Genomic DNA, 15095 nt, shown 5'->3' on the forward strand with positions numbered 1-15095 from the left:
TCCAATTTAATTCTCGGCGACATCGTTACGGCTGTGTCCGGTGAGGGCTACTGTCAACCCTGACAATTTTTTATCTCGATTTGGAACTACCCATGGCGGGATCTGATTTTTTCGCGATAAACCTCAATTCTCAGCTTAGAAGGTGTTACCCAAGCCGGCCTTCGCTGCGCAGCGCAGCAATACGCCGATCTTTTTCGGCCCACAGCAAGTTGACCCAGTCCTGGACGTGCTGGCGAAACACGGGGTCGTTCTCGTAATCGCCCTGCCATAGCGTCGGGTCCAGTTCGCGGGTCTGGATGTCGATGATGACCTTGGGCACCGCCCCGCTGATCAAGTCCCAAAAACCTGGAATCCGCTCTTGCGGGTAGACCACTGTTACGTCCAGCACCGCGTCCAGTTGCTCGCCCATCGCCGCCAGCACGAATGCCACCCCGCCGGCCTTGGGCTTGAGCAGGTGAGCGAAGGGCGATTGCTGCGCCTGGCTTTTGGCCGTTGTGTAACGCGTGCCTTCAAGGTAGTTCACCACAGTGACCGGTTGGCGCTTGAACAGCTCACAGGCGGCCTTGGTGATTTCCAGATCGCGACCAGCCAGTTCCGGGTTCTTCGCCAGGAAGGCCTTGGTGTAGCGTTTCATGAAGGGGTAATCCAGCGCCCACCAGGCCAAGCCAAGGAAGGGCACCCAGATCAGTTCCTTCTTGAGGAAAAACTTGAAAAAAGGCGTGCGCCGGTTGAGGGCCTGGACCAGGGCGGGGATGTCCACCCAGGATTGGTGGTTGCTGATCACCAGGTAGGAGGTGTCGCCGCGCAGGCCTTCGCCACCGCGAATGTCCCAGCGAGTGGGGATGCACAGGGCAAAGATCAGTTTGTCGATTTCGGCCCAGGTCTCGGCGATCCACATGACCGCCAACGAGGCGTAGTCGCGAAAACGCCCGGGCAGGACCAGTTTCAAGAGCGCAAACACCATGAGCGGTCCGAACAGCACCAAGGTGTTGAGCAGCAGCAACAGGGTGACGAGACAGCCGGTGAGCAGGCGGCGCATAGATGACTCTTGCAAACGGGTGGGCGGGCCATGATAAGCAGCTTCGAGCGACAGGCCAAATCGCGATGTACGAATGTTTCACCTTTTGATCGATAGGCTGGTTTTCCCGTAGCCATCCCTGTCGAAGTTAACCGAACGAATTCACGGACCACGGTCTAAAATCCCACTCCCACAATGGAAGCCTCCTACATGAAATCCGTTCTAGCCCTGCTTTCCCTGGTGGCCCTTCCAGTACTGGCCGCCGAACCCACCTTGTACGGGCGCTATGAATACATAGCGCTGCCGGAAATGGGCGGCGAAGTGCTCAAGGCGAAAATGGACACCGGTGCGCTGACCGCTTCGCTGTCGGCCAAGGACATCGAGACGTTTACCCGTGACGGCGATGATTGGGTACGGTTTCGCCTGGCAACCAAAGATGCGAGCAACAAGATCTATGAGCATAAGATTGCCCGCATCAGCAAGATCAAGACCCGTTCAGAAGAGGACGAGGACGACGATGAAAAGATCGCCCCGAGTAAACGTCCGGTGGTGGAACTGGAAATGTGCCTGGGTAACGTCAAGCGCACCGTCGAGGTCAACCTGACCGACCGCAGCAGCTTCAACTACCCGCTACTGATCGGCGCCAAGGCCTTGCGCGAATTCAAGGCGGCGGTCAACCCGGCACGGCGGTTTACAGCGGATAAACCGGACTGTTGATTTGCGCGATTGACGTGCCCCGAGGCTTGGGGCACCGTTCCGGCAACTTTCCTGTCGGGCTCGGACGCCATGCCTCATATTCTGATTGTCGAAGACGAAGCCGCCATTGCCGATACGCTGGTATTTGCCCTGCAGGGCGAAGGCTTTGACACCACTTGGCTGAGCCTTGGCGCAGCTGCCCTCGAGCACCAGAAAAACACGCCGGCGGACCTGATCATTCTCGATGTAGGCTTGCCGGATATCAGTGGTTTTGAGACGTGTAAGAATCTCAGACGTTTCAGCGACGTCCCGGTCATCTTTCTTACAGCTCGGGACGGCGAGATTGATCGGGTGGTGGGCTTGGAGATTGGTGCCGACGACTACGTGGTCAAACCCTTCAGCCCTCGGGAAGTGGCCGCCAGGGTCCGCACCATCCTCAAGCGAGTGGCGCCGCGACCGATCGCCGAAACGGGGACAGCGTTGTTCCAGGTCGACCCTGATCGCATGCAGATCAACTATCGCGGCAAACCGCTGAACCTCACGCGCCACGAGTTTCGCTTGTTGCACTGTTTGCTGGACCAGCCCGAACGGGTCTTCAGCCGCGAACAGTTGCTCGATGCCCTAGGCGTGGCCAGCGACGCCGGTTACGAGCGCACGATCGACAGTCATATCAAGAGCCTACGTGCCAAACTGCGCCTGGTCCGGGCCGAGGCCGAGCCGATCCAGACTCATCGGGGGCTCGGCTACAGCTACAGCCCGGGGCACAGCTGATGTCACTGGGCATTCGTATCTTCCTTGCCTATGTGTTGTTTATTGGCTTGGCCGGGTATTTCGTGCTCAACACGGTCATGGAGGAAATCCGCCCCGGTGTGCGCCAGTCCACCGAGGAAACCCTGGTGGACACGGCCAACCTGATGGCTGAGATCCTGCGGGACGATTTCAAGGCCGGAACGCTTAGCCAGAACCGCTGGCCGCAACTGCTCAAATCCTATGGTGAGCGCCAGCCGGCCGCGACAATCTGGGGGCTGCCGAAAAACCAGGTCAGCCACCGCATCTACGTCACCGACGCCAACGGCATCGTGGTGCTCGATTCCAGCGGCGCGGCAGTGGGGCAGGACTATTCGCGCTGGAACGACGTCTACCTGACGCTGCGCGGTCACTATGGCGCCCGTTCGACCCGCAGCGATCCGGATGACCCGGCGTCTTCGGTGATGCACGTCGGGGCGCCGATCCGTGACAACGGCCGGATCATAGGCGTGGTGACGGTGGCCAAGCCCAATAGCTCCTTGCAGCCTTACGTCGACCGCACGGAACGGCGTTTGCTCGCCTACGGCGCCGGTCTGATCGGCCTTGGCCTGTTGCTCGGCGCCTTGCTGTCGTGGTGGCTCAGCGCGGCATTGCGGCGCTTGACGGCTTATGCCCAGGCGGTCAGCCAGGGCCGTCGGGTGGAGGTGCCGCACTATCGCGGCGGCGAGTTCGAACAATTGGCGGGGGCGGTGGAGCATATGCGCACCCAGCTTGAAGGCAAGGCGTATGTCGAGCGATACGTACATACCCTGACCCATGAACTCAAGAGTCCGCTGGCGGCGATTCGCGGCGCCGCCGAGCTGCTGCAGAGCGACATGCCGGCCGCCCAGCACCAGCGTTTCGTCAGCAACATCGACAGCGAAAGCGTGCGGATGCAGCAGTTGATCGAGCGTTTGCTCAACCTGGCCCAGGTCGAGCAGCGGCAAGGCCTGGAGGAGGTGGTAGCGGTGCCGGTGACGGCGTTGATGGATGAGTTGTTGCAAGCGCGTGGCGGCTGGATCGAAAGTCGCCAGTTAAAGATCGAGCAGCACATCGCTGCCGACCTGGCGCTGACCGGGGAGCCTTTTCTGTTGCGCCAGGCGTTGGGCAATCTGCTGGAAAATGCCCTGGACTTCACGCCTGTCGCGGGCCTGCTACGGCTCAGCGCCGAGCGTATCGGCAGCGCGGTCGAGATCCGCCTGTTCAACCAGGCCGAGCCAATTCCCGACTATGCGCTGCCCCGTTTGAGCGAACGTTTCTACTCCTTGCCTCGCCCGGACAGCGGCCGCAAGAGCACTGGCCTGGGGCTGAACTTCGTTGAGGAGGTGGTGCAGTTGCATGGCGGGGCGTTCAGCATAGGCAATGTCGAGGGAGGGGTGGAAGTGCTGCTGCGGTTGCCCTGAACCACTGTTGCTGATTTCCCACAGGTTCCCGGTCGCGATTCTCTACACAATCTCCACATTCGCCCCATAAACCCCCCACACGGCCACGCCAGACTCTCCCTCATTCGAACAGGGAGAGCCTCACATGAACCGCAGTCTCGCTATAAAACTGGGCATGATTGCCCTCTTGATCCTCTTGCTGATGATTCCGTTGTTGATGATCAGCGGCCTTATCGATGAGCGCCAAGAGCTGCGCGACGGGGTGCTGCAGGACATCGCCCGCAGTTCCAGCCACAGCCAGCAACTGATCGGGCCGATGATCGTCGTGCCGTTTCGCAAGGACGTGAAAGTCTGGAATACCAACGAAAAGACGGGCGTGCGTTTCCTGGAGACCGTCGAACGAAGTGGTGAGTTGTACTTTTTGCCGGAGCAATTCGAACTCGACGGCCAGGTGCGCACCGAAACCCGCGCCCGGGGTATCTACGAGGCGCGCTTGTTTCACGCTGACAATCGGATCGATGGGCGCTTCAAAGTGCCGGAGCGTTATGGCGTCGCCGCGAAGGATTTCGCCGACTATCGCTTTGACGAGCCGTACCTGAGCGTCGGTATCAGCGACATTCGCGGCATCGAGAATGCCTTGACCCTGACGTTGAACCAGCAGACCGTCGACTTCCTTCCCGGCTCGCGGCTTGGCTGGCTTGGGCAAGGCGTGCATGTACCGCTGCCCATGATCACCGCCCAAGGCAGCCCCGAGCTGACCTTCGGTTTCGACCTGCGCCTGCAAGGTACCGGTGAATTGCAGATCCTGCCGGTGGGCAAGTCCACCAAGGTGCACCTCTCCGCCGACTGGCCGCACCCCAGCTTTATCGGCAACTACCTGCCGGTCGATCGCGAGGTCAACGAGCAGGGCTTCAGTGCCGATTGGCAGACCTCGTTTTTCTCCACCAACCTCTTGGAAACATTGCAGGCATGCGAGCCCAGCGATGGCTGCGAAGCATTCCGCAGCCGTGCATTCGGCGTGAGTTTCGTCGATCCGGTGGACCAATACCTCAAGAGCGATCGGGCGATCAAATACGCGCTGCTGTTCATTGCGCTGACGTTCGCCGGGTTCTTCCTCTTCGAAGTGCTCAAGAGCCTGGCGGTGCACCCGGTCCAATACGCACTGGTGGGCGTGGCCCTGGCCTTCTTCTATCTATTGCTGTTGTCGCTTTCGGAACACATAGGCTTCACCCTGGCGTACCTGGTCTCGGCCAGTGCCTGCGTGGTGTTGATCGGCTTTTATGTCTGCCATGTGCTGCGCAGCGTCAGCCACGGCCTGGGTTTTTCAGCCGGGTTGGCGGGGTTGTACGGTTTGCTCTATGGGTTGCTAAGCGCTGAAGACTACGCGCTGTTGATGGGCTCGCTGCTGCTGTTCGGCCTGCTCGGTGTGTTCATGGTGTTGACCCGCAAGTTGGACTGGTACGGCGTGGGCGCGAAGCCTGTTGCGGCGATGAGCTTCGATCTGGGAGAGGTGAAATGAGTCGGTCGCTGGGGTTGCGGGAGGATCAGTGGTTGGGAGAGCTGCTGGTGAAGCGAATTGCTGGGTTGTTTCCGATGGATCCGGAGCGCGGCCTTCGCGAGCAGGCTCGCTCCCAAAGGGACCACACGATCAATGGGGGGCGAGCCTGCTGGCGAAAAAGTCGTGATATTCAGTAAAAATTAAACCCTGGGCACCGTCTCGAGCATCGAAGGCCGCAAGCTCACCTCGGCAAACCACGCCGCCAGCTGGGGATTGGACTTGCGCCATTCCAGGTCCGGATGGCGCAGGTCCAGGTAACCCAGGGCGCAGGCGACGCTGATGGAGGCGATGTCGAAATGACAGGCCAGTTCGGCAATCGCCTCGGCTTCGAGCAGGGCCACGGCGCGCCGAATCTTGTCCCGTTGCGCATCGAGCCATTCGGCCCAGTGTTTTTCCGTGGGGCGCAGCGCGGTCTCGTAGCGGATCATCACCGCCGCGTCCATGATCCCGTCGGCCAGGGAGGCCAAGGTCAAGCGCCGCCAGCGGGCCGCGCCCTCGCGGGGGATCAGCGGGTTGCCGACATGCTGGTGATCGAGGTAATCAAGGATGACGCGGCTGTCGTGGATCACCGTCCCGTTGGCCAGGCGCAGGGCCGGGATCTTGCTCAACGGGTTTTCTTCGATCAGCGCCCGGTCGGGCTTGACCGGCGTGAGTTGACTCAACTGCAACGCCACACGGTCCTGCTGGCCGGTTTCGTGCAGCAGCACCAGCACCTTGCGGACGAAGGGGGACGCGGGGTTGTGGAACAAGGTCATGCTGGGGCTGGACATGCAGAGATCCTCGATGGGGCGGGCTGGGGCTTAGCCTAGACAGTTGCACGGCGGCTGGCGAGTATCGATTGCTCCCACAGGTTTATTGCGCGCTGGAATTATCGGCGCTTGAACAAACCCCAGGTCCCCAGCACCGTCGGTACGCCCAAGCCCACCCAACTCACCGCATCCCACGCGCCATCGCCCAACAATGCTGAAAACAGCCCCGCCGCGCTCAAAGCGCCGATGACCACGGGGATACCAAACACCTTCCAGAAATTAGACTGCCGAGGCCTCACGCTTCGACCTCCGCGCCGACGATTGCGCGCTTGGCGGTCTTGCGCCGAACCACCCACAGATAAACACCACTGCCCAGGACGATGATGGTCAGGATGTCCAGGGTCGCCCAGAAGATCTGCATTGGCCGGCCACCGTAGTCGCCGAAATGCAAGGGCAGGGACAGGCTCATCATGTCCATGTACCAGGGCCGTTCGGCCACGGCGGTGACGTCCAGGGTGCTGGCGTCGATCAGTACAGGCGTCAGCAGATGAGAGGTCAGGTGAGCGCTGCCTTTCATGAACACGCTGTAATGGTGCTCGCTGGAAAACAGCGTGCCGGGGAAGGCGATGAAGCTCGGCTCCATGCCGGGAGCGACATCCTTGGCAATGTCCAGCAAGCGGGTTGCCGGGGCCAGCTCGGTCAATGGTGGCGCGTTGCGATAGGGCTCGACCATGGCGCTGAGGCTATCGTTGCGCCATGCGGCAATGATCAGGTCGGCGCAGGCGGCGATCACGCCAGTCACGCCGACGGTCAGCGCCCAGACCAGGGTGACCACACCGATCAGGTTGTGCAGGTCGAGCCAGCGCAGGCGCGTGGATTTGTCCTGGCGCACCGTGGCGAACTTCAAGCGGCGCATGAATGGCAAATACAGCACCACGCCGGAGACGATGGCGATCACGAACAGCAAACCCATGAACGCCAGCAGCAACTTGCCCGGCAAACCGGCGAACATGTCCACGTGCAGGCGCAGCATGACCATCATGAAACCGCCGTTGGCCGAGGGCATTTCCAGGGCTTCGCCCGTGCGTGCATCGAGCATGAACGTGTGGGAGGAGTTGGGTTCGGTGCCCGGCGTCGGCGCCATGATGGTGATGATGCCGTTGGGGTCGTCCTCGTCCCAGCCAAAATACTGGACCACCTCGCCCGGACGATGGGCCTTGGCTTTTTCCACCAGTTGTTGCAGGTCCAGCGGCGGCGTGCCGGCCGGCATCTCCCGCAGCTCTGGCGCATCGCCCAACAGGTGCTCGATCTCATGATGGAAAATCAACGGCAACCCGGTGATTGCCAACATCAGCAGGAACACCGTGCAGATCAGGCTGGTCCAGGTGTGGACGAAGGACCAGCGGCGGATGGTTTTGCTTTTCATGATCGATCCGAATGCTGAAGGGCGACGATGCTTGAGGTCGTTCAGCCAACCGTGAAACCTACGGGAGCCAGCTTGTGTGGGAGCGAGCTTGCTCGCGAAAGCGAAGTGTCAGTCAAGATCAACGCAGCTGACTCACCGCCATCGCGAGCAAGCTCGCTCCCACAAAGACTCGTCCCACAGGCATTTCATCTGACTGATTGAGCTCAGTTGCAGGTGCCCTCAAAGAGGTTTGCGCAAATGCTAACCGTTTACCATTTGTAATTCACGCTGGCGACGACGTTGCGTTGGTCGCCGTAGTAGCAATAGAAACCATCGCAGGTGGACAGGTAGTCCTTGTTGAAGATGTTTTTCGCGTCCACTGCCACCGTGACGCCCTTGAGCGTCTTGTTCAAACGGCCCAGGTCGTAGTGGGCCGAGGCGTCGTACACCGTGTAGGAGCCGACGTGACCCCAATCGGTGTTGGTGGTGTTGCCATAGGTGTCGCCGACATAACGCACGCCAGCCCCCACGCCGAACCCGTCCAGAGGGCCGTTATGCCAGGTGTAGTCGGCCCATGCGGTGGCCTGGTTACGCGGTACCTGGGCCATGCGCTTGCCTTCTTCGGCCGCGGCGCCCTTGGTGATTTCGCTGTCGTTGTAGGTGTAGGAACCGACCAGTTTCAGGTTGTCGGTGACGTCGCCGGACGCTTCCAGTTCCAGGCCACGCACGCGGACCTCGCCCACCTGCCGGGTGATGTTGTTCTCCGTGACGGAGTTGTTTTGCTGAGTCAGGTCGAACACCGCGGCGGTCAACAGGGTTTTGGTACCCGGTGGCTGATATTTGATGCCGACTTCGTACTGCTCGCCTTCAGTTGGTTTGAACGAGTCAGTGCTGTTGACGGCTGAGCCCGCCACGGCCTGGAACGACTGGGCGAAGGAAACGTACGGTGTCACGCCGTTATCGAACACATAGCTCAATGCGGCGTTGCCGCTGAATTTCTTGTCGCGCTGGGTGTTGGTCGCGTCGTTCTGGTTGTGGAAAACGGTGCCGGTGTGAATCCAGTCCTCACGGCCGCCAAGGGTCAGGCGCCAGTTGTCCAGAGCGATCTGGTCTTGGATGTACAGGCCAGTCTGGTGGGTTTTTTGGTTGTAGTGGTACATGTCGAAATACTGGACGTTGGAGAAGTCCTGTCCGTAAGTCGGGTTGTTGACGTTGCTGGTGGGCACACCACCAGAACCCCAGCGCCAGCGAGCGTTGCTATTGGAGCGCTGGTGGTCCAGGCCCAGCAGCAGCGTGTGGCTCAAGGCTGCGGTCTGGAAATCGGCCTGGAAATTGTTATCCACGGCGTATTGGCTGATGTCTTCATCAACAATACTTGCGCTGCGCCTGACGGTGCCATCGGCGCTCACGGATTCGTCCGGGCCATCTGGGAAAAAAGCCCCACCGGCGGAGATGCCCTGAAATTCCAGATCGCTCTTGGTATAGCGCAGATTCTGGCGGAACTGCCAGGTGTCGTTCAGGCGATGCTCGAAGTTGTAGCCCAGCGCATAGTAGGTGCGATCGTAGAACTCCCAGTCCGGATCACCCAGGTTCTTGTGATGAGAAATCTTGCCCGCCGGCGAGGCCAGCTTTGTGCCTTGCAGCGGCAGGAATTGCCCAGTGATACCCGTGTCATCGCGGGTGTATTGCGACAGGAAGGTCAGGCGAGTGTCGTCGTTGATATTCCACGTCAGGCTTGGAGCAATGTTGTAGCGTTTGTCCGGGATGTGGTCGACCTGGGAGTTGCTGTCGCGCACCGTGCCGCTGAGTCGGTACAGGAACTGGCCTTCGTCATCGACTTTGCCAGTGCTGTCGAAGTTGATCTGCTTGTGCTCGTAGCTGCCGGCCTGCAATTGGACTTCATTGCTGCTTTCAGCCTGTGGGCGGCGGCTGACCATGTCGAGCATGCCGCCGGGGGGCGTCTGGCCGTAGACCGAGGAAGCAGGGCCGCGAAGCACTGCGATGCGCTCAAGGTTCCAGGGTTCGATTTTCGTCGTGATGTAGTTGCCCTTGGGCAGCGGCAGGCCATCGAGGAATTGCGTTGGCACGAAACCGCGCACCAATAGCCAATCGTTACGCGAGTCCGAACCGTAGCCGCTGCTCTGCACGCCGGCGGTGTAGCGCAGCGCGTCATTGAGGTTGAGGACGGAGCGGTCTTCCATCTGCTGGCGCGTGACCACCGAGACCGAGCGTGGCAGCTCGACTATCGGGGTATCGGTCTTGGTGCCGGCGGCGGTGCGGGTCACAGCGTAGCCCTCGCTAGGCCCCCACGCCGTTTCGCTGATTCCCGCGCCGATCACGCTGGTTTCCGGCAGCACCATGACGCCTTCGGGCACGGCCACCAGGCTGTAAGTGCCGGCGCTGCTTTGTTCCAGTTGCAGGCCGGTACCGCGCAAGGCCTCGCGCAAGGCGCCGGTGGCGTCGAATTGGCCTTGAACCGGGGCCGAGGTCTTGCCCGACGCCAATGACGGGTTCAGGCTCAAGGCGAGACCGGCCTGGCTGGCGATCTGATTCAGGGTGCTGGCCAATGGCGCCGCGGGCAGATTGTAGGCACGAACGCCAGATGCCTGTTCGGCGGCGAGCAACGGGCCGCAGGCCAACGGGGTGCTCAAGGCAATGGCAACGGCCAATAGACTGGGGCGCAACAGGGTCTCAAACGGACGGGACATACGGCGGCTCCTGAATGGAAATATTTCTCAATTGCCTGTGTGCCGGATGAAAGTCGAAAAGTGATAGGGCTGGATGAAAATAATTTAGATTCAGATTGCGGCCGGTGGCTTTGTGGTGGGGCCAATGGCCTCATCGCGAGCAAGCTCGCTCCCACATGGGACTGAAGTGCAAACCCCTGTGGGAGCGAGCTTGCTCGCGATGAGGCCATCACTGGCAACAATACGCTTCAGCGCTTGGCTTCAGCCCTAGGCCCCACCACCACCCACCAACGCGTGTGATGCTCGATTTGCACCGGCAAGGTCGGCAGCAGGGCGGTCAGGGCCAGGTCGGTGTCGTGCAGCGGAAAGCTGCCGGTGATGCGCAAGTCCGCCACCTGGGGCTCGACGCCGAGATATCCACGCCGGTAACGCCCCAGCTCCCGGATCAAATCTTCAAGGCGCGCGTTGTCCACCACCAGCATCCCGCGGGTCCAGGCATCGGCCCCCGCGTTCAAGGCCACGGCCGGCCCGAGGCCATCCCGGTGCATCAGCACTTGCTGGCCTTCGCGCAGGATCTGTTCTCCTTCGCTGCGCTGCGGGTGCGCCGCCACCGCCGATTTCAACACACTCAAGCGTGTGCCCTGGTCTTCGAGCTTGACCAGAAAACGCGTGCCCAAGGCGCGCATGCTGCCTTCGCGAGTCTCGACGATGAACGGCCGCGGATCGTTGTGGCCGGTCTCCACGAGAATCTCGCCTTCCTGCAAAACGATAAGCCGCTGCTTGTCGTCGAAACGTACATCCAGCGCACTGTGGGTATTGAGGTTGACCACCGTGCCGTCCGCCAGGCGCAACGTGCGCTGTTCGCCCGTGGCGGTGCGCTGGTCGGCCAGCCAATAATCCAGCGGCAGGTAACGGTCGCCGGCGAACAGCGCCAGGCCGATGACCGCGACGACACTGGCCAGGCCACTGCCAACCTTGCGCACCCGTCGCCGGATGCTGGCCTTCGATTGCAGCAACGCGGCCCGGGCAGGTCCGCTGGCGATGCTGAAGCGTTGGTCAAGCATGCCGAGCTGTTGCCAGGCGCGGGCGTGCTCTTCATCGGCGGCGTGCCATTGAGCGAATGCTTCCCGCTCCTGGGGACTGCCGCAGCCAGAATCCAGGGACAGCTGCCAGGCAATGGCCGCATCGAGAACGCGCGCCGAGACCGGTTTGCCAAGGGCTGCGGTCATGTCGGCTCACCATAAAGCGCGATGTAGCATTGCCGCATGCCTTGGGCCAGGTATTGCCGTACCCGCGGGACCGAAACGCCAAGGCGCTCGGCGATCTCAGCGTGGCCGAGGCCGTCGAGGCGGTTGTAGAGGAATGCCGCCCGGGCCTTGCTGGATAATTTTCCAAGCAGGCGATCGATATTCTTCAGGTCTTCGAGAATCAGTTGTTGCTCTTCCGCCGACGGCTGCTCGCCTTTCGGGACCAGCATCAGTTCGGTCAGATAGGCCTGTTCGAGCGCAGCCCTACGGAAGTAGTCGAACAACAGCCCCTTGGCGATCGCCAGCAGGAACGCGCGCGGCTCGCGGGGCGCCTTCAACTCCTCGCGCCCCAGCAAGCGCACAAAGGTGTCCTGGCTCAGGTCCTCGGCCCGTTGCGCACAGGCCACGTTGCGTCGCAGCCACGCCAATAGCCAAGCGCGATGGTCGCGGTATAACGCACCAACCAGATCACTATGAGGACTGGGGACTGACGACACAGAGCATCACCGACGTTTTAAGTAACGAGAATTGTTCGCGATTGTGGCAGAGGCGGGGGAGGGAAAGCAATTGGCGCTGGTCGGAGCCCATAACTCGATAGTTCTGTGGGAGCGACCCTGCTCGCGATAACGGTGGGTCAGTGGCATTGAGGTTCACTGACACTGCGCCATCGCGAGCAAGCTTGCTCCCACAAAAGCTCCCGAGCGCTCGGGTCTTGGATTAAAGCGAAGGCGCCTGCTGCCGCCGTTTCCATTGTCCCAGGCGTTGCTGCAGGTCGAGCGGGCTGTGGATATCCTTCTGGCGGGCGCGGCTGAACAGGATCAGCGCCAGCTCCGCGGTGGCCAGGGCGTCGGCGCTGGCGTTGTGGCGATCGAAGACTTGCAACTTGAACCAGTCGATCCAGTCGTCCAGGCCTCCTTGGCGGATATGAGCCTGTGGGCAAAGCATCGGGGCCAGGTCCGCCACGTCGATGAAGGGATGCTGTAAGCGATAGCCCAGGTATTCCTTTAACGCTCGTCCGAGCATGTGGCTGTCGAAAGGCGCATGAAACGCCAGCAGTGGGCTGTCGCCGACGAACTCCATGAACGCCAGCAGCGCGTCGGCCGGGTCGCTGCCGGCGGCGATGGCGCTTGGCGCCAACCCGTGTATCAACACGCTTGGCCCGAGTTTTTGTTTGTCGCATTGCAACGTCCGCTCGAACTGCTGGCTGAAGTCGATGGCGCCGTCTTCTATCACCACCGCACCGATGGACAACACTTGGTCTTTGTTCAGGTTCAGGCCGGTGGTTTCCAGATCGACCACGACCCAACGCTGTTCCCGCAGGCTGCATTCAATCAGTTGTGCTGCCGCGGGCAGGGCTTCCAGGCGCTGTTGCAAATCCTGCGACAACGTCGGCTGGACCGGACGCAGCCAGGAAAACAGGCTCACAGCTGATACCTCAACGTCAGGCTGCTTTGCAGACGTTGGGCCTGGCGCAGGGATTCGCGCAGGATCCGCCGGTCCAGGTGGTTGAGGCTGTCTGGATCGACGCGGTTGGAGTAGGGAAGGTTCTCCCGGGTTTGCAATTGGTGTTGTTGCATCCGGGTCTGCTGAATGAAGTGATAGGCCTCTTCATAAGCGGCGCCATCAAGCGGCTCGATGACTTCCTTGACCACCAGTTGCCGCAAGCGCTCCAGGGTATTGTTGGCTTCGATGCCATTGGCCAAGGCCAGCAGTCGCGCGCCGTCGACGAAAGGCGTCAGCCCTTGTACCTTCAAGTCGAGGGTGGCTTTTTCGCCGTTCTTGCGGGTCAGCACAAAGTCCCTGAAGCGTCCAACAGGCGGCCGATGGCGAAGAGCGTTTTCGGCCATCATGCGCTGGAACAATCGGTTGTCGGCCACTTGATCGAGAATCTGCTGGCGCAGTTGCTCGCAGCTTTGTTCATCTCCCCAGACCACTCGCAGGTCGAAATAGATGCTTGAGCCCAGCAGGTTCTCCGGCGTCGCTTCGCGGATGAAGGCCGCGAAGCGACGCGCCCATTCCGCGCGGGACAGGCACAGCTCGGGGTTGCCGGCCATGATGTTGCCTTTGCACAAGGTAAAACCGCACAGCGCCAGACTCTGGTTGACCTGTTGGGCGATGGGCAACAGCAGGCCACGGATCTGCGCGGCGTGGGCGGCGTCCCGGGCTTCGAACAGGATGCCGTTGTCCTGGTCGGTATGAAGGGTCTGCTCGCGGCGGCCTTCGCTGCCGAAACACAGCCAACTGAAGGGCACGCCTGGGTCGCCTTTATCGGCCAGGGTCAGTTCGATGACCCGGCACACGGTGTGGTCGTTGAGCAAGGTGATGATATGGGTAATCTGGGTCGATGACGCGCCGTGGGCCAGCATGCGCTCCACCAGTTGGCCAATCTCTCCGCGCAGGGTGACCAGGTTTTCCACACGAGGGGCATTACGAATCGTGCGCGCCAGATGCACCAGGTCGACGCGTTGCAAGGAAAACAGATCCCGTTCCGACACCACGCCACACAGGCGATGCTCCTTGACCAGGCAGACATGGGCAATATGACGCTCGGTCATGGCAATGGCGGCATCGAAGGCGCTGTGCTCCGGTGACAGGAAAAACGGCGCCTGAGTCATGTGCATCGCAATCGACTCGGAAAAATCCCCGGTACCGTCGGCCACGACCTGACGCAGGTCGCGCAGGGTGAAAATGCCTACCGGCGCTTTCTGTTCGTTCACCACGACGATGCTGCCGACTTGTTGCTCATGCATGAGTTTGACGGCTTCGCGCAACGGTGTTTCAGGTGAACAACTGACCGGATGACGCATCGCCAGCTCGCCCAGGCGGGTGTTCAGCGAATATTGCGTGCCCAGCGTCTGGGCAGATTTTTGCTGCACTTGCTGGTTGACCAGGTCGAGCAGGCTGCTGACGCCGCGCAAGGCAAAGTCGCGAAACGGGCCGGACAAGGCAAACAGCTTGATGAACGCCAACTTGTTCAGTTGCAGACAGAACGTATCTTCACCGGCCCGATGCTCGGTGCGGGTAGCGCGCTCACCCAACAGGGCGGCGAGGGGGAAGCATTCGCCCGTGGTGATTTCAAAAGTGGTCTCGGTGCCGCCCTTCGCCGAATGGGGACGCTCGCCCACCACCCGGCCCTGCTTGACGATATAGAAGTGTTCCACCGGGCCGTCGGCCGGCTTGATGATCGTTTCGCCCGGCGCGTAGAAGCGCAGCAGGCATTGCTCCACCAGATAGGCCAGGTGGGCGTTTTCCATCTGGTTGAACGGGGGGAAGCGCTGGAGGAATTGCAACGTCCCCTGAATGTTCTGCAACACGGCGGTTTTCCCTGCCTGGATGAAGGCGTCCGCTTTTTTCATAACCATTGCGCAATCTTTTTCGAATTGTTGTGGTCGGATCTGTTCGCCATGGTCGGCCTCTGGACGTGGAGTGCCCATTGGACGTAAGTCTAGGTCGCCACGATAGAGCCGGAACTACGGAAATATCCCACGCCTCGCCTCGGAAAATTCTTCAGGGAAGACTCTTGGAAAAAAATCCGACGAAGTGCACATTGAAGCGCCGCAGAACGAT

Annotated in this window: 13 protein-coding genes; 4 read left to right on the forward strand and 9 right to left on the reverse strand. The window is 60.9% G+C overall.

The window, feature by feature from the left end; all coding sequences use genetic code 11:
- Nucleotides 1-145: 145 nt before the first annotated feature.
- Nucleotides 146-1039: an acyltransferase gene (locus tag J3P92_RS02605; RefSeq protein ID WP_434609142.1), complete on the reverse strand. Its 894-nt coding sequence runs from the start codon at nucleotides 1037-1039 to the stop codon at nucleotides 146-148.
- A 189-nt stretch (nucleotides 1040-1228) separates the two neighbouring features.
- On the opposite strand from J3P92_RS02605, the gene J3P92_RS02610 reads away from it, so the two are divergent.
- The 4 genes from J3P92_RS02610 (at nucleotide 1229) to creD (ending at nucleotide 5401) form a co-directional block, all read left to right on the forward strand.
- Nucleotides 1229-1735, forward strand: a complete 507-nt coding sequence (locus J3P92_RS02610; RefSeq protein WP_420764927.1) for an ATP-dependent zinc protease family protein — start codon at nucleotides 1229-1231, stop codon at nucleotides 1733-1735.
- Nucleotides 1736-1804: 69 nt separating this feature from the next.
- On the forward strand, nucleotides 1805-2485 hold the full coding sequence (gene creB, locus J3P92_RS02615; RefSeq protein ID WP_434649833.1) for a two-component system response regulator CreB: 681 nt from the start codon (nucleotides 1805-1807) through the stop codon (nucleotides 2483-2485).
- Nucleotides 2485-3903 carry a two-component system sensor histidine kinase CreC gene (gene creC, locus J3P92_RS02620; RefSeq protein ID WP_434649835.1) on the forward strand — a complete coding sequence of 473 codons (1419 nt, stop codon included), beginning with the start codon at nucleotides 2485-2487 and terminating at the stop codon, nucleotides 3901-3903. Before creB ends, creC begins: the two co-directional genes overlap by 1 nt.
- 124 nt (nucleotides 3904-4027) lie before the next feature.
- Nucleotides 4028-5401: a cell envelope integrity protein CreD gene (creD, locus tag J3P92_RS02625; RefSeq protein ID WP_420764924.1), complete on the forward strand. Its 1374-nt coding sequence runs from the start codon at nucleotides 4028-4030 to the stop codon at nucleotides 5399-5401.
- Between the two features lie 179 nt (nucleotides 5402-5580).
- On the opposite strand, the gene J3P92_RS02630 is transcribed toward creD, so the two are convergent.
- The 8 genes from J3P92_RS02630 to J3P92_RS02665 all read right to left on the reverse strand — a co-directional run bounded on the left by J3P92_RS02630 (nucleotide 5581) and on the right by J3P92_RS02665 (nucleotide 14884).
- The gene (locus J3P92_RS02630; RefSeq protein WP_434561937.1) at nucleotides 5581-6210 is read right to left on the reverse strand and encodes a glutathione S-transferase; all 630 of its coding nucleotides are present in this window, start codon (nucleotides 6208-6210) and stop codon (nucleotides 5581-5583) included.
- A 98-nt stretch (nucleotides 6211-6308) separates the two neighbouring features.
- On the reverse strand, nucleotides 6309-6488 hold the full coding sequence (locus tag J3P92_RS02635; RefSeq protein WP_420764922.1) for a hypothetical protein: 180 nt from the start codon (nucleotides 6486-6488) through the stop codon (nucleotides 6309-6311).
- Nucleotides 6485-7615 carry a PepSY-associated TM helix domain-containing protein gene (locus J3P92_RS02640; protein WP_434649837.1) on the reverse strand — a complete coding sequence of 377 codons (1131 nt, stop codon included), beginning with the start codon at nucleotides 7613-7615 and terminating at the stop codon, nucleotides 6485-6487. Before J3P92_RS02640 ends, J3P92_RS02635 begins: the two co-directional genes overlap by 4 nt.
- Nucleotides 7616-7863: 248 nt before the next feature.
- Complete coding sequence (locus J3P92_RS02645) at nucleotides 7864-10302, reverse strand: TonB-dependent siderophore receptor (RefSeq protein WP_434561941.1); 2439 nt, start codon at nucleotides 10300-10302, stop codon at nucleotides 7864-7866.
- A gap of 227 nt (nucleotides 10303-10529) precedes the next feature.
- Complete coding sequence (locus J3P92_RS02650) at nucleotides 10530-11510, reverse strand: FecR domain-containing protein (protein ID WP_434649838.1); 981 nt, start codon at nucleotides 11508-11510, stop codon at nucleotides 10530-10532.
- Entirely contained in the window at nucleotides 11507-12025 is a 519-nt protein-coding gene (locus tag J3P92_RS02655; protein ID WP_434649840.1) for an RNA polymerase sigma factor, read from the reverse strand. The genes J3P92_RS02650 and J3P92_RS02655 overlap by 4 nt, the downstream gene beginning before the upstream one ends.
- Before the next feature lie 220 nt (nucleotides 12026-12245).
- Nucleotides 12246-12953 (reverse strand): 3'-5' exonuclease, encoded by a 708-nt coding sequence (locus tag J3P92_RS02660; protein WP_434561945.1) that lies wholly within the window; start codon nucleotides 12951-12953, stop codon nucleotides 12246-12248.
- A complete protein-coding gene (locus tag J3P92_RS02665; protein ID WP_434611501.1) occupies nucleotides 12950-14884 on the reverse strand; it encodes a putative nucleotidyltransferase substrate binding domain-containing protein in 1935 nt (644 codons plus the stop codon). The genes J3P92_RS02660 and J3P92_RS02665 overlap by 4 nt, the downstream gene beginning before the upstream one ends.
- Nucleotides 14885-15095: the final 211 nt, after the last annotated feature.

Origin of the sequence: Pseudomonas sp. D3-27, assembly GCF_051132165.1 — a bacterium.
In the GTDB taxonomy this organism is placed as follows: domain Bacteria; phylum Pseudomonadota; class Gammaproteobacteria; order Pseudomonadales; family Pseudomonadaceae; genus Aquipseudomonas.

Bases quoted from the DNA above. Each gene is read 5' to 3' on its own strand.
- J3P92_RS02605 (WP_434609142.1), bottom strand. From the start codon at position 1,039: ATGCGCCGCCTGCTCACCGGCTGTCTCGTCACCCTGTTGCTGCTGCTC.
- J3P92_RS02610 (WP_420764927.1), top strand. From the start codon at position 1,229: ATGAAATCCGTTCTAGCCCTGCTTTCCCTGGTGGCCCTTCCAGTACTG.
- creB (WP_434649833.1), top strand. From the start codon at position 1,805: ATGCCTCATATTCTGATTGTCGAAGACGAAGCCGCCATTGCCGATACG.
- creC (WP_434649835.1), top strand. From the start codon at position 2,485: ATGTCACTGGGCATTCGTATCTTCCTTGCCTATGTGTTGTTTATTGGC.
- creD (WP_420764924.1), top strand. From the start codon at position 4,028: ATGAACCGCAGTCTCGCTATAAAACTGGGCATGATTGCCCTCTTGATC.
- J3P92_RS02630 (WP_434561937.1), bottom strand. From the start codon at position 6,210: ATGTCCAGCCCCAGCATGACCTTGTTCCACAACCCCGCGTCCCCCTTC.
- J3P92_RS02640 (WP_434649837.1), bottom strand. From the start codon at position 7,615: ATGAAAAGCAAAACCATCCGCCGCTGGTCCTTCGTCCACACCTGGACC.
- J3P92_RS02645 (WP_434561941.1), bottom strand. From the start codon at position 10,302: ATGTCCCGTCCGTTTGAGACCCTGTTGCGCCCCAGTCTATTGGCCGTT.
- J3P92_RS02650 (WP_434649838.1), bottom strand. From the start codon at position 11,510: ATGACCGCAGCCCTTGGCAAACCGGTCTCGGCGCGCGTTCTCGATGCG.
- J3P92_RS02665 (WP_434611501.1), bottom strand. From the start codon at position 14,884: ATGAAAAAAGCGGACGCCTTCATCCAGGCAGGGAAAACCGCCGTGTTG.